At 60.2% G+C, this 17,362-nt stretch carries 16 protein-coding genes; 2 read left to right on the forward strand and 14 right to left on the reverse strand.

Going from position 1 to position 17,362, the window contains the following annotated elements; genetic code table 11:
- Positions 1-31: 31 nt before the first annotated feature.
- From ACNYC6_RS28315 to ACNYC6_RS28330, 4 genes are all read right to left on the reverse strand, one after another.
- Positions 32-556 carry an HIT family protein gene (locus tag ACNYC6_RS28315; protein WP_419710191.1) on the reverse strand — a complete coding sequence of 175 codons (525 nt, stop codon included), beginning with the start codon at positions 554-556 and terminating at the stop codon, positions 32-34.
- On the reverse strand, positions 547-1,671 hold the full coding sequence (locus ACNYC6_RS28320; RefSeq protein WP_419710192.1) for a sensor histidine kinase: 1,125 nt from the start codon (positions 1,669-1,671) through the stop codon (positions 547-549). The genes ACNYC6_RS28315 and ACNYC6_RS28320 overlap by 10 nt, the downstream gene beginning before the upstream one ends.
- A gap of 37 nt (positions 1,672-1,708) precedes the next feature.
- A complete protein-coding gene (locus ACNYC6_RS28325) occupies positions 1,709-2,527 on the reverse strand; it encodes an alpha/beta fold hydrolase (protein ID WP_419713029.1) in 819 nt (272 codons plus the stop codon).
- 323 nt (positions 2,528-2,850) lie between these two features.
- Entirely contained in the window at positions 2,851-3,618 is a 768-nt protein-coding gene (locus ACNYC6_RS28330; RefSeq protein WP_419710193.1) for a metallophosphoesterase, read from the reverse strand.
- A gap of 172 nt (positions 3,619-3,790) precedes the next feature.
- On the opposite strand from ACNYC6_RS28330, the gene ACNYC6_RS28335 reads away from it, so the two are divergent.
- Positions 3,791-4,651, forward strand: coding sequence for a hypothetical protein (locus ACNYC6_RS28335; protein ID WP_419710194.1), 861 nt, complete (start codon positions 3,791-3,793; stop codon positions 4,649-4,651).
- A 51-nt stretch (positions 4,652-4,702) separates the two neighbouring features.
- Here the strand turns inward: ACNYC6_RS28335 and ahr are convergent, their stop codons facing one another.
- The 3 genes from ahr to ACNYC6_RS28350 all read right to left on the reverse strand — a co-directional run bounded on the left by ahr (position 4,703) and on the right by ACNYC6_RS28350 (position 8,646).
- Complete coding sequence (ahr, locus tag ACNYC6_RS28340; RefSeq protein WP_419710195.1) at positions 4,703-5,734, reverse strand: NADPH-dependent aldehyde reductase Ahr; 1,032 nt, start codon at positions 5,732-5,734, stop codon at positions 4,703-4,705.
- A 123-nt stretch (positions 5,735-5,857) separates the two neighbouring features.
- Positions 5,858-7,264, reverse strand: coding sequence for an aldehyde dehydrogenase family protein (locus tag ACNYC6_RS28345; RefSeq protein WP_419710196.1), 1,407 nt, complete (start codon positions 7,262-7,264; stop codon positions 5,858-5,860).
- A gap of 164 nt (positions 7,265-7,428) precedes the next feature.
- Positions 7,429-8,646 (reverse strand): MFS transporter, encoded by a 1,218-nt coding sequence (locus ACNYC6_RS28350; protein WP_419710197.1) that lies wholly within the window; start codon positions 8,644-8,646, stop codon positions 7,429-7,431.
- Between the two features lie 86 nt (positions 8,647-8,732).
- Here ACNYC6_RS28350 and ACNYC6_RS28355 point away from each other — a divergent pair, with 86 nt between their 5' ends.
- On the forward strand, positions 8,733-9,554 hold the full coding sequence (locus ACNYC6_RS28355; RefSeq protein ID WP_419713030.1) for an AraC family transcriptional regulator: 822 nt from the start codon (positions 8,733-8,735) through the stop codon (positions 9,552-9,554).
- Between the two features lie 44 nt (positions 9,555-9,598).
- Here the strand turns inward: ACNYC6_RS28355 and ACNYC6_RS28360 are convergent, their stop codons facing one another.
- The 7 genes from ACNYC6_RS28360 to ACNYC6_RS28390 all read right to left on the reverse strand — a co-directional run bounded on the left by ACNYC6_RS28360 (position 9,599) and on the right by ACNYC6_RS28390 (position 17,343).
- Positions 9,599-10,666, reverse strand: a complete 1,068-nt coding sequence (locus ACNYC6_RS28360) for an alpha/beta fold hydrolase (RefSeq protein ID WP_419710198.1) — start codon at positions 10,664-10,666, stop codon at positions 9,599-9,601.
- Positions 10,667-10,849: 183 nt separating this feature from the next.
- Entirely contained in the window at positions 10,850-11,236 is a 387-nt protein-coding gene (locus tag ACNYC6_RS28365) for a DUF1850 domain-containing protein (RefSeq protein ID WP_419710199.1), read from the reverse strand.
- On the reverse strand, positions 11,233-13,260 hold the full coding sequence (locus ACNYC6_RS28370; RefSeq protein ID WP_419710200.1) for a TRAP transporter permease: 2,028 nt from the start codon (positions 13,258-13,260) through the stop codon (positions 11,233-11,235). Before ACNYC6_RS28370 ends, ACNYC6_RS28365 begins: the two co-directional genes overlap by 4 nt.
- A 75-nt stretch (positions 13,261-13,335) precedes the next feature.
- Positions 13,336-14,286 carry a TAXI family TRAP transporter solute-binding subunit gene (locus ACNYC6_RS28375; protein ID WP_419710201.1) on the reverse strand — a complete coding sequence of 317 codons (951 nt, stop codon included), beginning with the start codon at positions 14,284-14,286 and terminating at the stop codon, positions 13,336-13,338.
- Positions 14,287-14,371: 85 nt separating this feature from the next.
- Positions 14,372-15,655, reverse strand: coding sequence for a C4-dicarboxylate TRAP transporter large permease protein DctM (gene dctM, locus ACNYC6_RS28380; protein ID WP_419710202.1), 1,284 nt, complete (start codon positions 15,653-15,655; stop codon positions 14,372-14,374).
- On the reverse strand, positions 15,652-16,284 hold the full coding sequence (locus ACNYC6_RS28385; RefSeq protein ID WP_419710203.1) for a TRAP transporter small permease: 633 nt from the start codon (positions 16,282-16,284) through the stop codon (positions 15,652-15,654). The genes dctM and ACNYC6_RS28385 overlap by 4 nt, the downstream gene beginning before the upstream one ends.
- 63 nt (positions 16,285-16,347) lie before the next feature.
- Positions 16,348-17,343, reverse strand: coding sequence for a TRAP transporter substrate-binding protein (locus ACNYC6_RS28390; protein WP_419710204.1), 996 nt, complete (start codon positions 17,341-17,343; stop codon positions 16,348-16,350).
- Positions 17,344-17,362: the final 19 nt, after the last annotated feature.

A 17,362-nucleotide genomic window follows, 5' to 3' on the forward strand; every position in this document is an offset into this window, starting at 1 on the left:
GCGTTCGATACCATACGCACGTATAGAACCGTCAGGCTTTAGCGTGAGCGTTCCTTACCAAAAGGTAATTTTCCTGCGTGCCAAACGCCACCCGCAGGCGGTCGATGATGTCCTCGATCGACGGCCCCTGAATGCTCGGCGGCTCCGGACTTTCGCCAAATTCACGCCAGATGAACAGGGTCATTTCCGCGCCATCGGTCTGCGTCTGAGGGCTGGCCGCGCCGAAGTTTCTCAGCAGCCGATAACGTTCATCCTGCCAGAACAGTTCTTCGACCCAGTGGTACACCGGGATGAAGTGAAAGTGGATCGGGAAGCGCGGGTCGTGGCCGAATCGGCTGATGTAGAGCCACTTCGGCTGCACCTCCGATTGCAGGGTTTTCTGCACTTTGGCGAGCAGCACGCCCATCTCGACCAACGCGCCTTCGGGCAGGTCTGACAACGAACGCACCGGGTGCCGCGTCCCCAGCACCAGATAGCCGGGCAGCTTGGTCGTCATGTGGTGATTGAGTACCCAGTGGGCAGTCTCATGGATGATGAAGCGTGGCGCTATGTCCATGGTTGGGTATCCGTTGTCGAAGCTGGCAGGGAGAACGAGAAGGTCGCGCCGTGGTTGGGCTGACTGTCTACCCTGATGCATCCACCATGCAACTCGATGATTGAGCGGCAGATGGACAATCCGATCCCCATGCCATCTTCTTTGGTCGTGAAAAACGCATCAAACAGCAGCGCAAGGTGATTCTGGTCAATCCCTGGGCCGTTATCGCGTACCTCCACCACCGCTTGACTCTCTTTCGCCTGTATTCGCACGTGCAGCTCCCCGGGCAAGTCGTTGTGGCCACTCATGGCCTGCAGGCTGTTCATGATCAGGTTGATCACTACCTGCTGGAGCTGGATTCGGTCGCCCGATACCGTGGGCGACGGGTGTTCGAACGTGCACGACAATCGCACCTGATGACTCTGGATTTCCCGGTCAAGCAGGGCGAGCGAGTCCGCTACTACCGATTTTAGATCCACTTCTTCGTAGTGCGAATCGCTTTTGCGAGTCAGGTCGCGAATACGCTTGATCACCTCGGCCGCGCGGCGCGCGTTACTGGCCGCCCGGTCGATGGCGGCCCCGGCTTCCTTGAGGTCGGGACTGGGGCGGTCAAGCCAGCGCTGGGCCGCTTCGGCACTGGAAGTGATCGCGGCCAAGGGTTGACTCACTTCGTGGGCGATGGACGCTGCCAGCTCGTCCATCGTGGTATTTCGACTGATATGAGCGAGTTCGATTTGCGCACGGTGCAGCTGCGCTTCGACATCACGGGTATGGGCTAGCAAACTGAATTGTTCCTGTAGTTCATCGCTGGTGCGGCGGTTTTTCAAGGCCAGCCAGGTGGCAATGCCAATGGCTGTCAGGCTAACGAGGCAGCGGGCCAGCGCGGCGCTGAACGGATGATCGAGATGGGAAAAGCAGAACGCGGCGGTCGTCAGCACCGCGCAGGTCAGTGCAACCCGGCGCAACCCGCGAATCGAGCACGAGTCCATGGCCATCATGATGACCAGGACGTACAACACCGCCACCGCGATATCGAGTTCTGTGAGGGTATCGACCACGAAAATCGCGAGTGTGGTTGCCCAGAGCGCCAGGCACCTTGTCTTGGCGCACGGGAAGCCGCCCATGACGTTCATCATGAGTCGGCTCTTGCAGTGCAGTCGCAGCCCAAGGAAATCAAGCTTTGATGAACGCCAGGAGGTCCGCGTTGATCAGCTCACCATGGGTCGTGCACAGGCCATGGGGCAGGCCCGGGTAGGTTTTCAGCGTGCCGTGCCTGAGCAGTTTGATCGACAGGTGCGCCGAGTCGGCGATCGGTACGATCTGGTCGTCTTCGCCGTGCAGCACCAAAGTCGGCACGTCGATGTTTTTCAGGTCATCGGTGAAGTCGGTTTCCGAGAAGGCCTTGATGCAGTCGTACTGCGCCTTGGCGCCGCCGTTCATGCCCTGGCGCCACCAGTTGTCGATGATCGCTTCGGAGACTTTCGCGCCTGGGCGATTGAAACCGTAGAACGGCCCGCTCGGAAAATCGCGATAAAACTGCGTACGGTTGTCCGCCACGGCTTTGCGCAAGCCATCGAAGACGTCCATTGGAATGCCGCCCGGATTGTTCGCGGTGCGCAGCATGATCGGCGGTACGGCACCGATCAGCACCGCTTTGGCCACGCGGCCGCGACCATGACGCGCCACATAGCGTGCCACTTCACCGCCGCCGGTGGAGTGGCCGACGTGTACGGCGTTCTTGATGTTCAGGTGCGCCATCAATTCAGCGACGTCGGCGGCGTAGGTGTCCATTTCGTTGCCGACAGCGGTCTGCGACGAGCGGCCATGGCCACGGCGATCGTGGGCGATGACACGGAAGCCCTTGCTGAGGAAAAACAGCATTTGCGCGTCCCAGTCGTCACTGGAAAGGGGCCAGCCATGGTGGAACACGATCGGCTGGCCGCTGCCCCAGTCCTTGTAGAAAATCTGCGTGCCGTCCTTGACGGTGATCATCCCCGAACCACTGGCATTGCCGTCGCTTTTGCCTGCGGTGGACGCGGGCGTCTGTGCCTTGGTTTGCTGCGCTGCCAGCGCAGGTAGGGTCACCGCCAGGGCTGCTGCCATGGCACCGGTCGTGATTAGGCCACGACGTGAGGTTCCGCTTTTCTCGTCAGTCATTTTTCAACACTCATGTGAGTTCTGGAGATAACGCATGCACGGCCCGAGGCATTTCCCCGGTTGAGGGAAATTTATGGGCAAAGCAGGGCACTGACCACCAGACATGGGTGTTTGAAACTAACGCTTTGGTATAGGCGAAAACTCCCGTACGGCGGGCTTCAAACCGCCAGCTCAATTACCAATGCGCCATTGAATTCGGGATTCTCGTTGACGCCATCTTTGGCATAACCTCGGGCGTTGCACACCACGCGGGTATCGCCCACCCGGTAGTCAAAGCTGCCGTGGGTATGCCCGTGCAGCCACAGGGCCGGCTGCCATTTCCTGATCCGCTCTTCGAGGTCGGAAACAAAACTCGAGTTGATCGGTGAAGTGGCAAACATCGGACTGATGCTCGAACGGGTCGGTGCGAAATGCGAAATCACCACCGTGGGCGTGGTGCTGTCGCGGGCAAAGCAGTCTTCCAGCCAGGCGACGGTCTGCAAAAACACAAGCTGGGACACCGCCGGGCTGAACAGGTCTTCGAAATCGGGGGAGATTCTGATGCGGCTGAAATCCCGCACCAGCGCCGTTGCCAGGTCGATACCATGGGCCCGTTCGTGCGCATCCTCGTACAGCCGATAGTCGGACCACAGGGTGCACCCCAGGAACCGCACACCGTCGTGGACATGTTCCGAGCGCTCCAGCACCTGAATCTGTGTGCCTTGTGACAGCGTGTGCAATTGCTCGTAGGTCGAGATCAGGTCGCTGCCGTAAAACTCGTGGTTGCCAGCCACGTATACGATCGGCGCGGGGCAGGCCTTGGCCCACTCAATGGCGGCAGCGGGGCGCGAAATGTCGCCAGCGAGGACGACGATATCGGCATCCACATCGGGAAACGGAATCGCATTGACGGACAGGTGAATGTCGGACAGCAAGGCGATGCGCATGGGTCAACTCCTCTCTTGGTTCAACGTCAGTTCCATTGAGTGCTTGCCTGTTCGCCAACGGTATCGCGCGAAGCGACACACAGTTGTCACGACGGTGGTTTATTTACGAGGCCAACGCCAGTAGATTAGGCGGCGGTTTGCCATCATCCAGCCTCACTTACCAGGAAGCAGCATGAACGTTAACTCATCCTCGTCATCATCCAGCGCATTGATCGCTGCCTATTCTTCTGCCGCCAATACCAGGGCAGATGGCCAAGGCAAAGTGGCCGACAGCGATCAGGCAGCTGGCAATTCGCAGAATGACGACTCGGTGAGTTTTTCCGGCACGGCCACCGACTACAGCGCTTCCATCGCCAGCAACGCGCCGTATTTTCCGGTACGCCCGGGAATGAACGCCGACGCGTTGATTCTGGGTGTGGCCAAGCCTGGGGCGATTTCCAGTTCCAAGGATAAAACCTTTGCCGACGTGGCCATCGATGCCCGCAAGCGCATGGATGAAAAATACGCGCTGATGAAAGACAGCGGCAAGCCGTACGACAACAAGAACGTTGAGGATCGCAATGCGCTGATGGGCGATCTGGATCGGCGTTCGCTGTACGCGATTTCCACCAATGAAGGCGGCCAGTTCACCAAGGAAGAACAGGCCACGGCCCAGGAACTGATGCGCCAGCAGGCGCAGCTCGCGACGGGCTACTACGTCGGCCCGGAAGACCAGAAGAAGAACTGGCGAGATCCGTTCGCCAACGACCCGGTCGGTCGCGCCAAGGCAGCCCTGAACTTCCTGGACAACATGAGCCCGGAAGAAAAATCCACGCCGCAATGGCTGACCCAACGTTCGACCATCCAGACTGCACTTGACCAAGCCACTGCCGCTGACCCGGTGGAACTGGCGAAGAAGAAGCAGCTGTACTTCCCGATCCTCGCCGAGATTTTGCAGAACGGCACCAGTTGGTTCGACAAGAAAGAATCGGACGGCAAGAGCGCTGATGATTTGCTGAAACAGCTTCAGGCGGTGGTTCAATCAACCAAGTAGCCTGCTGCTCGGCGCGCCAGTGAGATCTTTGAGAACTCACTGTCTGCTCTGTCACTTGCTGGCATCCAACACCACGCGATAACGCGCCTTGCCACTGCGCAGATGATCGATGGCTTCGTTGATGCGGCTCATGGGAAACATCTCGACCTGCGGCACGATCTGATGACGTGCGCAGAACTCCAGCATGGTCGCCGTGTTGCTCGGCGAGCCGACCGGTGAGGCGGACAGGGTTTTTTGTTGCGGAATCAGGTCGAACACGTGCACCGGGATTGCACTGGGCACGATGCCGACAAAATGCAGGCGACCCTTGCCGCGCAGGGTGGCGAGGATGGTCGTCCAGTCGAGATTGGCGTTGGCGGTGACCAACAGGAAGTCCAGGGTGCCGGCAATGGCTTTCAATGCGTTGCTGTCGGTCGAGGCGATGACCTTGTGCGCGCCCAGGCGTTTGGCTTCGTCCTGTTTGCTCAGCGATGAGGTGAACGCGGTGACTTCGCAGCCCCAGGCATTGAGGAAGCGCAGCGCCAGGTGACCGAGGCCGCCGATGCCCACCACGCCGACCCGATCGGTCGGTTTGATGCCGAATTCCACCAGCGGGTTGAACACGGTGGAACCTGCGCAAAACAGCGGGCCGGCCAACGCCGGATCGAGTCCTTCAGGTATCGGCAGAGCCCAGGCCCAATGCGAGCGCAACCGGTCGGCGAAGCCACCGTTGCTGCCGATGATGGTGGGTTGGGCCGTGCGGCACAGGTTGTGCGAGCCTTCGATGCAGGACGAGCAATGCATGCAGCTGCCCTTGTACCAGCCGATGCCCACCCGTTGCCCCATTTCGAGACCGCGCACCTGCGCGCCCACCCGGACGATGCGGCCGACGACCTCGTGGCCGGGAATAAACGGGTACTGGCTGATGCCCCAGTCGTTATCGATCAGCGATTGGTCGGAGTGACAGACGCCGCAATATTCCACGGCGACTTCTACTTCTTCTTCACCCAAGGGGCCGGGATCGTAGCTGTAACGCTCCAGTGGCGCACCGGCCGCCGTTGCGGCCCAACCGGTGAATGTCTTGAGTTCGGTATTGTCGCTCATGGAAGACCTCCAGATCAGGAGACGAGGGTTTGGCCGCTCGTGCAGCGGCGACGGAGCCAGAAAAGTGTAGCGGCTCTCTTTCCCGGCGCCATCGCCATTGGCGGCAAACCTCTGAGCGGTCTTTCAGCCACGCACCGCCCGAGAGCGCCAGACCATCATCTTCTCGACCTGCATTTCCTTCATGGTGTGAGGAATGCCGCCCACGCCATGCCCGGACAGGCGCGCGCCGGCGAACGGCATCCAGTCGACACGGAACAGCGTGTTCTCGTTGACCATCACCGCCGTGGCGTCGAGGTCCTGATAGCACTGCATCGCCGTGTCCAGATCCCGGGTGAATACCGCCGCCTGGAAAGCATAGGGCAGGGCGTTGGCCAACTGGATTGCGTCAGCCAGATCGTCATAGGCGTAGACGGCAACTACCGGTCCGAACACTTCCTTTTGCATCACATTGGAATCAATGGACGGATTGAGCAGCACGGTGGGCGCATAGCAGCTGTTGCCGAGTGCGCGGCCACCGGCGATCAAACGCGCGCCACCGGCGACGGCGTCATCCACCCATTGGCCCACGCGGTTTACTTCACGTTCAGCGATCAGCGGGCCGACATCGGTACGCGCATCGGTCGGGTCCCCGACGACCATGGCGTCGCCCATTTGGCCCAGGCGTTCGGCGACCTGCTCGGCGATGCTGCGATGGCAGAAAATCCGTTGCACGCTCACGCAGGCCTGGCCCGCGTGCCAGAAGCCGCCACGGGCGATGCGCGGCAAGGCATCGTCGAGGTCGGCGTCCGCCGCCAGGATCACCGGCGCCACGCCGCCGTGTTCCAGCGCGCAGCGAGTGCCAGGTGCGAGAGTCGAGCGCAGCATCCAGCCCACCGCCGCCGAACCGATGAAGCTGAAGAAACCCACTCGTGGATCGGACACCAACTTGCCGGTGATGGCGTTGTCGGTTGGCAATACCATCTGCGCCCAACCGTCAGGCAGACCGGCTTCGGTGAGGATGTCGAGCAGCGTCCGGCAACTCAGCGGTGTGTTGGCCGCCGGTTTGACGACCACTGGCGCACTCACGGCGATGGCCGGCACCACCTGATGCACGATCAGGTTGAACGGGTGGTTGAACGCCGAGACGGCCGCCACCACGCCGAGCGGTTCGTACTGAGTGAAGGCCACACGGTTGGCCGACGTGGCGTTCAGCCCCATCGGAATCACATGACCGCCCTCGGTGCGCAGCACTTCGATGCAGTTGAGGATGCCGTCGATGCCACGTTCGACTTCGGTGATCGAGTCCTTCAGCGGCTTGCCACCTTCGCTGGCGGCCTGGGTGGCGATCTCGACCTTGCGTGCAGCGATCAGCTCGGCGGCGCGCTGCAAGATCTCAATACGCCGAGGCTTGGACAACCACTGGCTGCGGTCACGGAACAGGCCGTGGGCGATGCTCATCGCGTGCTCGAGATCGGCCTCGGTGGAAACCGCCACGTGACCGACGACGGCGCCGTTGTAAGGGGCGTGCACAGCCAGGGTGTGTTCAGACATGGGACTTACCTCGAGTAATTCTAAAATGACAACCGCTGGCGCGTGGTCACGGGGCGATTGAAGCCGTGCCTGCCAAACCTGGCGCCAAGGTAGTCTCGAGTGAGTTTTTCCAAAACTGAATAATTAAGAAGGCTCCGTTCATTTTTCGAGAAGACCTGCGAGGACTAAACCCCTTTGGTCGACGGAAGCAGGATAGTCAGGATCCCCAGCAGCGGCAGGAACGAACACAGCGTATACACGTATTCGATGCCGTGGATATCCGCCAGGTGCCCGAGCAGCGCGGCGCCGATGCCGCCAAAGCCGAACATCAGACCGAAGAATACGCCCGCGATCATGCCAACGTTACCCGGCACCAGTTCCTGGGCGAAGACCACGATCGCCGAGAACGCCGAGGCGAGGATGAAACCGATGATCATGCTCAGCACGCCCGTCCAGAACAGGTCGACATAGGGAAGGGCGAGGGTGAAGGGCGCAGCGCCCAGAATGGAAAACCAGATCACTTGCTTGCGACCGATCCGGTCGCCGATCGGGCCGCCGAAGAACGTGCCGGCAGCCACGGCGCCGAGAAACAGGAACAGGTACAACTGCGAACTGGCGACCGACAGGTCGAACTTTTCGATCAGGTAGAAGGTGAAGTAACTGGTGAAACTGGCCATGTAGAAATACTTGGAGAACACCAGCATTGCCAGCACCACCAGGGCGAACGTCACCCGTCCTTTGGACAGACCGTGGGTGGCCTTGGTGCCTTGCTTGAGCTTGAACAGGTTCAGGTGGTTGCGATACCAGCGGCTCAAACCGTATTGCACGAGTATGGCAAACACCGCGAACAGGCCGAACCAGGCGACGTGCCCCTGACCGTAGGGAATCACGATCGCGGCTGCCAGCAACGGGCCGAATGCACTGCCGGCGTTACCACCGACCTGGAACGTCGACTGAGCAAAACCATAGCGACCGCCCGAGGCCAGGCGCGCAACGCGAGACGTCTCGGGGTGGAACGTCGACGAGCCAATACCCACCAGCGCCGAAGCCAACAGAATCGCCGGGAAACTGCCGACCATCGACAGCATGAGAATGCCGATCAGGGTGCAGACCATGCCGGCCGGTAACAGCCACGGCTTGGGATGACGGTCGGTGTAGTAACCGACCCACGGTTGCAGCAGCGAAGCGGTGAGCTGGAAGGTCAGGGTGATCAGGCCAACCTGGGTGAAAGTCAGGCCGTAAGTGGCCTTGAGCATCGGGTAGATCGACGGCAGCACGGCCTGAATCAGGTCGTTGATCAGATGCGCGAGGGCACAGGCGCCGATCACGCGCATCACCAGAGGGCTGGCTTGACTGGCCACCGAAGCGGTGGCGGCGGGGGAAGCGGTGGTGCTGATGGACATGGGCGGTCTTCCAGACAAAAACGCACAGCGGGGCGCCAAAAGCGCTACCCATTTCGGGGTTGAGCGCTATGCTAGGTTTCGCCGGATTGCCTGTCTCGCGCAATTCGGGAATCCACTATCGCAAAAAGGGCATGGTGTTGAAGCCGCTGGATGAATTCCTCAGAGAGATCGACGGGCGAGCCTGCGCAGTCAGCAGCAGCGCGACCGACTACCCGGAAAGCTGGGTGATCGAACCTCACTCCCATGAAGCGCATCAATTGATCTACGCGATCGAGGGCGTGATGGTCGTGCATTCAGGATTGAGCCAGTGGACCGTGCCGCCAAGCCGTGGCATCTGGATGCCGAGCGGGCACATTCACTCGATTCGCTGTGTGGGGCCGTTGAAGATGCGCAGCGTGTTCGTGCGTCCCGAGCTGTTTCCAGACTTGCCAACCGAGCCTCGAGCGGTGAGCATTTCTGCGCTGCTGAGTGAGTTGATCAAGGTGTCTGTCAATGTGGCGCCGCCCTACGACCAGGACTCGCGCGAGGGCCGCGTCATGCGCCTGATCCTCGATGAACTGAGGATTCTGCCCACCTTGCCTTTGCACCTGCCTCAGCCGACGGATCAACGTATCAACGCCATTTGTTCGGCCTTGCAGCGTGATCCGGGTGATGGATCGACATTGGCGCACTGGAGCGCCCGGCTCAGCCTCGACGGGAAAACCATCCAGCGCCTGTTTCACAAGGACACCGGGATGACCTTCGGGCAGTGGCGCCAGCAAGCGCGGTTGCTGCTGGCGCTGGAGCGCATCGCGGTCGGGGAGAAGATCATCGACATCGCCGGTGAGCTGGGCTACGACAGCCCCAGCGCATTCACGACCATGTTCAAGAAACAGTTCGGCAAGACGCCCAGTCATTTCTTCAAATAAAGCGCTGATTGCGCAGGGTAAACATCCGCAACCAGCGCCCCGGCTCAAAGGTGATCCGCGTCAATCACAGCCTTGGCAAAGGCCTTCGGATCTTCCTGCGGCAGGTTGTGGCCAATGCCGCCGCTGATCAGGCGGAACTGATATTTGCCGGTAAACCGCTTGGCGTAGTCGTCCGGGTTAGGGTGTGGTGCGCCGTTGGCGTCGCCTTCCAGGGTGATGGTCGGCACGCTGATGGACGGCGCTGTCGCCAGTTTCTGTTCCAGGGCGTCATATTGGCTTTCGCCCTGTACCAGCCCCAGGCGCCAGCGGTAGTTGAACACGGTGATGTCGACATGATCAGGGTTGTCCAGCGCCTTGGCGCTTCGGTCGAAGGTGGCATCGTCGAACGCCCACTTCGGCGAAGCCAGTTGCCAGATCAGCTTGGCGAAATCATGGGTGTTTTTCTCGTAGCCGGCACGGCCGCGGTCGGTGGCGAAGTAGAACTGATACCACCACTGCAATTCAGCCTTGGGCGGCAGCGGGTTTTGGCCGGCCGCCTGGTTGCCGATCAGATAACCGCTGACCGAGACCAGCGCCTTGACCCGTTCCGGCCACAGTGCCGAGACAATGTCGGCCGAACGCGCGCCCCAGTCATAACCGCCAAGCACCGCTTGTTTGATTTTCAGGGCATCCATGAAGTCGATGACATCACTGGCCAGCGCGGCCGGCTGGCCGTTGCGAACGGTTTTCTCAGACAGGAAGTGTGTGTCGCCATAACCCCGTGCATACGGCATCAGCACCCGGTAACCCTTGGCCGCGAGCAACGGTGCCACTTCGTCATAGCTGTGAATGTCGTACGGCCAGCCGTGCAGAAGAATCACCACCGGACCCTCGGCCGGACCGGTTTCGGCGTACGCCACGTTCAGCAGTCCGGCGTTGACATGCTTCAACGGGCCGAACGGCGAGGGTGTCGTGTAAGTGGCGTCGGCACTGGTTGCGGCGGGTTGCGCGGCGGCGGTCGTTTGCGCGTGGGCGGTGCCAAGCACGCTGAACAGGGTGAGCGCGAGGATCGACGGGCCAACCAGACGGCGGCGAGTATTGCCGGTGCGGTTGTTCTGCAGTGCCATTTTCATGGTGATGTCTCCGTTGCAAGCCATTGGCCAGGAGGTCTGGATGATCTCCTTCAAACCTGGCAGTCATTACAACGCGGTGACGTATCCGGGCTGTGTCCGCATCGACGGCGAGATGAAAGTCTGTGTATCGGGACGGGATCCGGATACGTTGTGATACACAGTGAGCGGACGCAACACGCAATGTTATCCCGACGGGCAACTCCACATCTGCAAGAAAGGCTGGCGGTCGGTCGGCGGACCGAGCCACTCGCTCATGAAATGGCAGCGGTCATCGAAGCACAATTGGTAGTCGCCGGCCTCGGGGGTTCGTCCCAATCGCAGGGGTTGCTGCGCAGGCAGCAGGCGGCGGTAGTGCCAACTGCCGTTTTCCAGTCGAGCGTCTTCAGGAATCTCCATGCCCGCCCCATTGCCGCGGATTCGTGCCTCTGCGAGCACCAGGCCTTGTTGAGTGACACGGTAATCCTCCTCCCAGCGGATCTTTTCGATGGTGTGGTTCCACGCCAGCGTGAAGTCCGACACCGGCAGCTGGGCCCAGACCACACCGGCCAGGCCCAGGCACAAGCCGATCATGCGTTGGCCACCCCAGCCAGTCTGGATCTCCAGACGTGCTGGACAATGACCAGTATCCCGAGTGCGAAGCCGATCTCATCGGTCAACGGCATCGCGACAATCAACAATGCACCGGCGCCTAGACTCAACAGACGCTCCCAAACGGCCATTTTCTGTTGCAGGTAACCGGTGGACGCCATGCCCCAGAGGCCGACCGCCAGCAGGGACTTGATCAGCATGTAGACGGTCATCCACACGTTGTCGCCTTGCAGCATCAACGCCGGGTTATAGACCGCCATGAACGGAATGACGAAGCCCGCCAGCGCAATGCGCACCGCCCACAAGCTGATCTTGAATCCGCTTTCCTTGGCGATCGGTGCCGCGGCAAAGCAGGCGAGGGCGACCGGTGGCGTCAGGTCGGCGAGGATGCCGAAATAGAACACGAACATGTGCGACACGATCAGTGGCACGCCCAGTTCCAACAGGGCCGGTGCCGCGATCGAACTGGTGATGATGTAGTTGGGGATGGTTGGAATGCCCATGCCCAGTACCAGGCACGTCAGCATCGTCAATATCAGTGACAGCAGCAGGTTGTCCCGGCCGATGGCCAGAATATACCCGGCAAACGTTGAAGCCACCCCCGTGAGTGACACCACGCCGATGATCACGCCCACCAGTGCACAAGCGATGCCCACCGGTACTGCATGGCGTGCGCCTTCGACCAGCGCATGCAGGCAGATGACCAGCGTTTCCCGGCCGCCCTTGATGAACGCGCATATCACCATCAGCACCGCGATGACCGCAAAAATCACCGCGATGCCCAACTGGAAAAAGCCGGTGCACAGGACGCCAAGCGCGATCCAGAACGCGCAGCGCAGGCCGAAGCCTTGCACCCTGAAAATGATCGCCGAACCGAGAATCACAATGGCGGTCAGTGCCAGCCCGACCATGCCGGAGAACAGCGGGGTGCGCCCGGAAAACAACAGGTAAACCAGCACCAGCAGGGGAATCAGCAAGTACCACTTTTCCTTGACGGCGCCCAAGGCGCTGGGGCATTGGTCTTTGGGCAAGCCCTTGAGGTTGGAGCGCTTGGCCTCCAGATGAACCATCCAGAATACCGAGCCGAAGTAGAGGACGGCGGGTATCAATGCAGCCTTGGCAATGTCCACGAACGGCACGTTGATGGTTTCGGCCATGATGAAGGCAACGGCGCCCATGACCGGCGGCATAATCTGGCTGCCCATGCTGGACGTGGCCTCGACCCCGCCGGCAAACGCGGCCCGGTAGCCAAAGCGCTTCATCAGCGGAATGGTGAATTGTCCCGTGGTCACGACGTTGGCAATCCCGGAGCCGGTGATGGTCCCCATCAGCGCCGACGAGGCGACGGCCACCTTGGCTGGGCCACCGAGCTTGTGCCCGAACAATCCCATGGCGAAGTCGGTGAACAGCTTGATCATGCCGGCCTGTTCAAGAAAGGCGCCGAACAGGATGAACAGAAAAATGTAGGTGGCCGAAACGTAGGTCGGTGTCCCGTACAGGCCTTCGGTTCCAAACGACAGTTGATTGATGATCTGGTCAAAGCCGTAGCCGCGATGGGCCAGGTCGCCCGGTAGATATTCGCCGAACAAACCGTAGGCCAGGAACAGGCCGCAGATGATTGGCAGCGCAATGCCCATCACGCGCCGGGCGGCTTCGAATACCAGAACGATCAGCAGGACACCTGTCACCGTATCCGCTGTCGTCAAGTCGCCGGAGCGCTGGATCAGGTCCGCCTCGAACACCCATTGATACAACGCGGTGACGATGGCTGCCAGGCTGAGCAGCCAGGCCAGCGGTTGCCAGGGACGAGTCTTGCCGTGGGCGGGGTAACTCAGAAAGACCACCCAGAGCAAAAAACCGACGTGTACTGCGCGTAGGACCTGGCTGGAGATGGGGGAAAAGGCCGCGGTGACGATCTGAAAAATCGAAAACAGCAACGCTACGTAAAATAGGTTTTTTGGCCAGTCCCGCGGATTCGCGGAAATGCCGTGATGCTCGTCACTCATTGGCTGCCTGCCTCATGACCACACTGGATAGAGTTGATGGCGCAGTGGCAACTAGGCCCGCTGCGCCTCGTGCGGTTACAGCGCGCCTTTTTCCTTGTAGTAGCGTTCGGCGCCCGGATGCAGCGGAATCGGCAGGTTTTTCGCGGCGCTTTCCAGTTTGATGTCCTTGGCTGCCGAATGTGAGTTACCCAGGCGCGTCAGGTTATCGAACATCAGTTTGGTCATCTCATAGGCGACTTCATCGGGCACGTCGGCGCGGGTGACCAGAATGTTGGTGATTGCCACCGTCGGCACGGCTTGGGTTTGCCCGTCATAGGTATTGGCCGGAATCAACGCGCTCTGGTAGGCGGGGTTGCCGATCTTTGCGACCACATCGGTCGGGATGGCGATGTAGTTCAATGGCATGACCGAGGACAGGTCGCGGATGGCCGCCATGCCCAATCCGGACGATTGCAGCGTCGCATCCAGTTGCCGGTTCTTGATCAGTTCGACCGATTCGGCAAAGGGCAGGTATTGCACTTTGCCCATGTCCTCGTAGGTCAAACCCGCCGCTTTAAAGATCGCTCGCGCGTTCAGCTCGGTGCCCGACTTGGGGGCACCGACCGAGATGGTTTTGCCTTTGAGGTCCGCCAGGGTGGTGATGCCCGACTCCTTGCTGGCCACGATCTGGATGTAGTTGGGATAGGCACCGCCAATGGCGCGCAGTTTGGTCAACGGCGTTTTGAAACCGGCGTCTTCCACACCGTTCTTGGCATCGGCTACCGAGTCACCCAGTGCCAGAGCCAGTTCGCCTCGACCGGCTTGCAACAGGTTCAGGTTTTCCACCGAAGCCTTGGTGGCCTGGACCGATGTCTTCGCGCCCGGGATGCCATCGCTGTAGATCTGCGACAAGCCCACACCAATCGGGTAATAAACCCCACTGGTCCCCCCGGTCAGGATGTTGATGAATACCGGCGCTGCCTGGGCGGCAGTGGTGAAGGCCAGGGTGGCGGCGGCCAACAGGGCAAAGCGTTTTGTCACTCGCATGGGGGAACCTCTCCGTCTTGTTATGGCTTTATGCAGAGTGTTTCCACTGTAGTAGATCCCGGCGCAGAGCGTGGTGGGCGAGACGTCAATTCATGCCCAGCCAGTTCGGCAGCACCAGGGAGATCCACGGCACGTAGGTGATCAGCATCAGGAACAGCAGCAGGATCATCAGCCAGGGCATCGCGGCCCTTACGGTGGCTGGCAGTGTCATACCGGTCACTGCGGAGGTGACAAACAGGTTCAGGCCCACCGGTGGCGTGATCAGGCCGATTTCGAGGTTGACCACCATGATGATGCCCAGGTGAATCGGGTCGATACCCAGCTTCACGGCAATGGGGAAAAGGATCGGGGCCAGGATCAGGATGATGGCCGAAGGTTCCATGAACGCGCCGGCAACCAGCAACACGATGTTCACCACCAGCAGGAACGTCACCGGCGTCAGCCCGGCCTCGATCACCCAGGCGGTGATTTGTTGCGGCAATTGCTCGGTGGTCAGCACGTGGGCAAAAAGCATGGCGTTGGCGATGATGAACATCAACATGATGCTCAGCTTGGCTGAGTCCAGCAGGACTTTCGGCGTTTCGCCGAGCGTCATGTCCTTGTAGACGAACAAGGCGATGAAGGCCGAGTAAACCGCCGCGACAGCTGCCGCCTCGGTCGGGGTGAACATCCCGGAATAGATCCCGCCCAGGATGATGACCATCAGCAACAGACCCCATATGGCCTTGCGCGCCGTACCCAACCATTCACGCAACGTGGCGCGTGGTAAGGCGGGCAGGTTTTTCTTAACGGCGACGATGTAGATCGCCACCATCAGCGCGGTGCCCAGCAACAGGCCTGGCACCACACCGGCCATGAACAGCTTGCCGACCGAGGTTTCGGTGGCGGCGGCGTAGACCACCATCACGATCGACGGCGGAATCAGGATGCCCAGGGTCCCTGCGTTGCAGATGATCCCCGCGCCAAAAGCTTGCGGATAACCGGAGCGGACCATGCCGGCAATGGCAATCGAGCCTACCGCAGCCACTGTCGCGGGGCTTGAGCCGGAAAGGGCGGCGAATAACATGCACGCCAATACGGCGGCGATGGCCAGGCCGCCGCGAATATGACCGACACAGGCATTGGCAAAGTCAATCAGCCGGCGCGCCACGCCACCGGTGGTCATGAAGGCCCCGGCGAGCAGGAAAAACGGGATCGCCAGCAGTGTGTAATGCTCCGACGTCTCGAACAGTTTGATCGCCAGGGAGCGCACGGAATCGGGGCTGAAAAAAATGATGGTCAGCGAGCCGGCCAGCCCCAGGGAGATGGCAATGGGAACACCGATGAACATCAGGACGAACAGGGCGACGAACAGGAAGGCGATGGTCATGGCTTGTCATCCTCGTGTTCAGTCAGTTTCAGCACATCGGCGGCTTCGTCGGCCAGGCCCAGGCCGGTCTGGCGGTTGAGCAGGATGCGCACGAGAATTTCGGCGAAGCGAATGAAGACCAGGGCAAACCCCAAGGGGACGATCAGCCCGATGTGCCATTGCATGATACCGAAGTGGCCGAGGTCTTCTGCGCCGATGCCTGCAATCATCAACGTGTTAATCCATTCGAAGCTGGCAACACTGAGCAGTCCCGCATAAGCCAGGCAGCACAGGCAGGCCACGATACCGATGTACTTTTGCACCGATCTGCTGGTGAGCCTGACGAGCGCGTCAACGCCGATATGCCCGGCCGTGCGCACGCCGTAAGCCAGGCCGAAAAAGATCAGCCAGCCGAACAGGGCTTTGGTCAGCGCGGTGCTCCAGGTCATGGCCTGGGCCATCCCCATGATCCCGTCGCCGATGGCAAACAACGGGACGCTCGCATCACCCCAATGGTCGCCCATCCAGTAGAAAAAGCTATAGAGGTTATTGAGGATCACGTAGACGAACGTGACCAGCGTCATGGCCGCCAGGAGGAAGACAATAAATCCCTCCTCGAAGTGTTCCCAGATACGCCTGAGCGCTTTCACGGATGGCATCTCCCGTCGATTGATGACCGGACAGGCGCCGCGTCAGCAGCGCCTGCCTTGCGATCATTGAGCCTTGTTGGCGGCTTCGGCTGCGGAAATCAGGTCAGGACCGATATCACCTTCAAACTTCTTCCAGACCGGCTTCATCGCTTCACGCCATTGCTCGCGCTCCTCGGGCGTCAGGGTGATGATTTCGGTGGTCTTGGCCGCGATAATCCGTTCTTTGTCACCCTGGTTCAGTTGCTCCGCTTCCTTGTTTACCTGAGCGGTGACTTCAACAATGATCTTGTCCAGTTCACTGCGAATATCGGGTGGCAAACCGTTCCAGAACTTGGTGTTGGTGATCAGCATGTAGTCCAGCAGGCCATGGTTGGATTCAGTGATGAACTTCTGCACTTCATGCATCTTCTGGCTGTAGATGTTCGAGTAGGGGTTCTCCGCACCGTTGACCACACCGGTCTGCAAACCCTGATACACCTCGGCGAAACTCATTTTGCGCGGGTTGGCGCGCACGGCCTTGAATTGCTCCTCAAGTACGGCCGACGCTTGGACCCGGAACTTCAGGCCACGGGCATCGGCGGGGACGCGCAGGGCTTTGTTGGCAGAGAGTTGTTTCATCCCGTTGTGCCAATAGGCCAGGCCGGTGATGTTTTTGCTTTCCATGGACTTGAGCAGCCCTTGGCCTTGCGGGCTCAGCTGGAAGCGGTTGACGGCCTCGATATTGTCAAAAAGGAAAGGCAGGTCGAACAGTTGCACGGTCTTTGTGTACTGCTCGAACTTGGCCAGTGACGGTGCAATCAACTGCACATCGCCGAGCAGCAGGGCTTCCATCTCCTTGCCGTCACCAAACAACGAGGAGTTTGGGTAGACCTCGACCTTGACCTTGCCGGGCAGGCGTTCCTCTACCAGTTTCTTGAACAGCATCGCCCCTTGGCCTTTGGGCGTCTGTTCGGCTACCACATGTGAGAATTTGATGATCACCGGATCGGCTGCCATGACACTGGTGATGGTGCTCAGGGCAAGGGTGCAGGCGAACACTTTGCAGATGGACTTGAACATCTGGGGGGATTCCTCTTGT

Origin of the sequence: Pseudomonas sp. NFX224, assembly GCF_048565165.1 — a bacterium.
Classification (GTDB): domain Bacteria; phylum Pseudomonadota; class Gammaproteobacteria; order Pseudomonadales; family Pseudomonadaceae; genus Aquipseudomonas.

Bases quoted from the DNA above. Each gene is read 5' to 3' on its own strand.
- ACNYC6_RS28365 (WP_419710199.1), bottom strand. From the start codon at position 11,236: ATGATCGGCTTGTGCCTGGGCCTGGCCGGTGTGGTCTGGGCCCAGCTG.
- ACNYC6_RS28335 (WP_419710194.1), top strand. From the start codon at position 3,791: ATGAACGTTAACTCATCCTCGTCATCATCCAGCGCATTGATCGCTGCC.
- ahr (WP_419710195.1), bottom strand. From the start codon at position 5,734: ATGAGCGACAATACCGAACTCAAGACATTCACCGGTTGGGCCGCAACG.
- ACNYC6_RS28350 (WP_419710197.1), bottom strand. From the start codon at position 8,646: ATGTCCATCAGCACCACCGCTTCCCCCGCCGCCACCGCTTCGGTGGCC.
- dctM (WP_419710202.1), bottom strand. From the start codon at position 15,655: ATGACCATCGCCTTCCTGTTCGTCGCCCTGTTCGTCCTGATGTTCATC.
- ACNYC6_RS28360 (WP_419710198.1), bottom strand. From the start codon at position 10,666: ATGAAAATGGCACTGCAGAACAACCGCACCGGCAATACTCGCCGCCGT.
- ACNYC6_RS28320 (WP_419710192.1), bottom strand. From the start codon at position 1,671: ATGATGAACGTCATGGGCGGCTTCCCGTGCGCCAAGACAAGGTGCCTG.
- ACNYC6_RS28330 (WP_419710193.1), bottom strand. From the start codon at position 3,618: ATGCGCATCGCCTTGCTGTCCGACATTCACCTGTCCGTCAATGCGATT.
- ACNYC6_RS28345 (WP_419710196.1), bottom strand. From the start codon at position 7,264: ATGTCTGAACACACCCTGGCTGTGCACGCCCCTTACAACGGCGCCGTC.
- ACNYC6_RS28315 (WP_419710191.1), bottom strand. From the start codon at position 556: ATGGACATAGCGCCACGCTTCATCATCCATGAGACTGCCCACTGGGTA.
- ACNYC6_RS28370 (WP_419710200.1), bottom strand. From the start codon at position 13,260: ATGAGTGACGAGCATCACGGCATTTCCGCGAATCCGCGGGACTGGCCA.
- ACNYC6_RS28390 (WP_419710204.1), bottom strand. From the start codon at position 17,343: ATGTTCAAGTCCATCTGCAAAGTGTTCGCCTGCACCCTTGCCCTGAGC.
- ACNYC6_RS28375 (WP_419710201.1), bottom strand. From the start codon at position 14,286: ATGCGAGTGACAAAACGCTTTGCCCTGTTGGCCGCCGCCACCCTGGCC.
- ACNYC6_RS28325 (WP_419713029.1), bottom strand. From the start codon at position 2,527: ATGATCACCGTCAAGGACGGCACGCAGATTTTCTACAAGGACTGGGGC.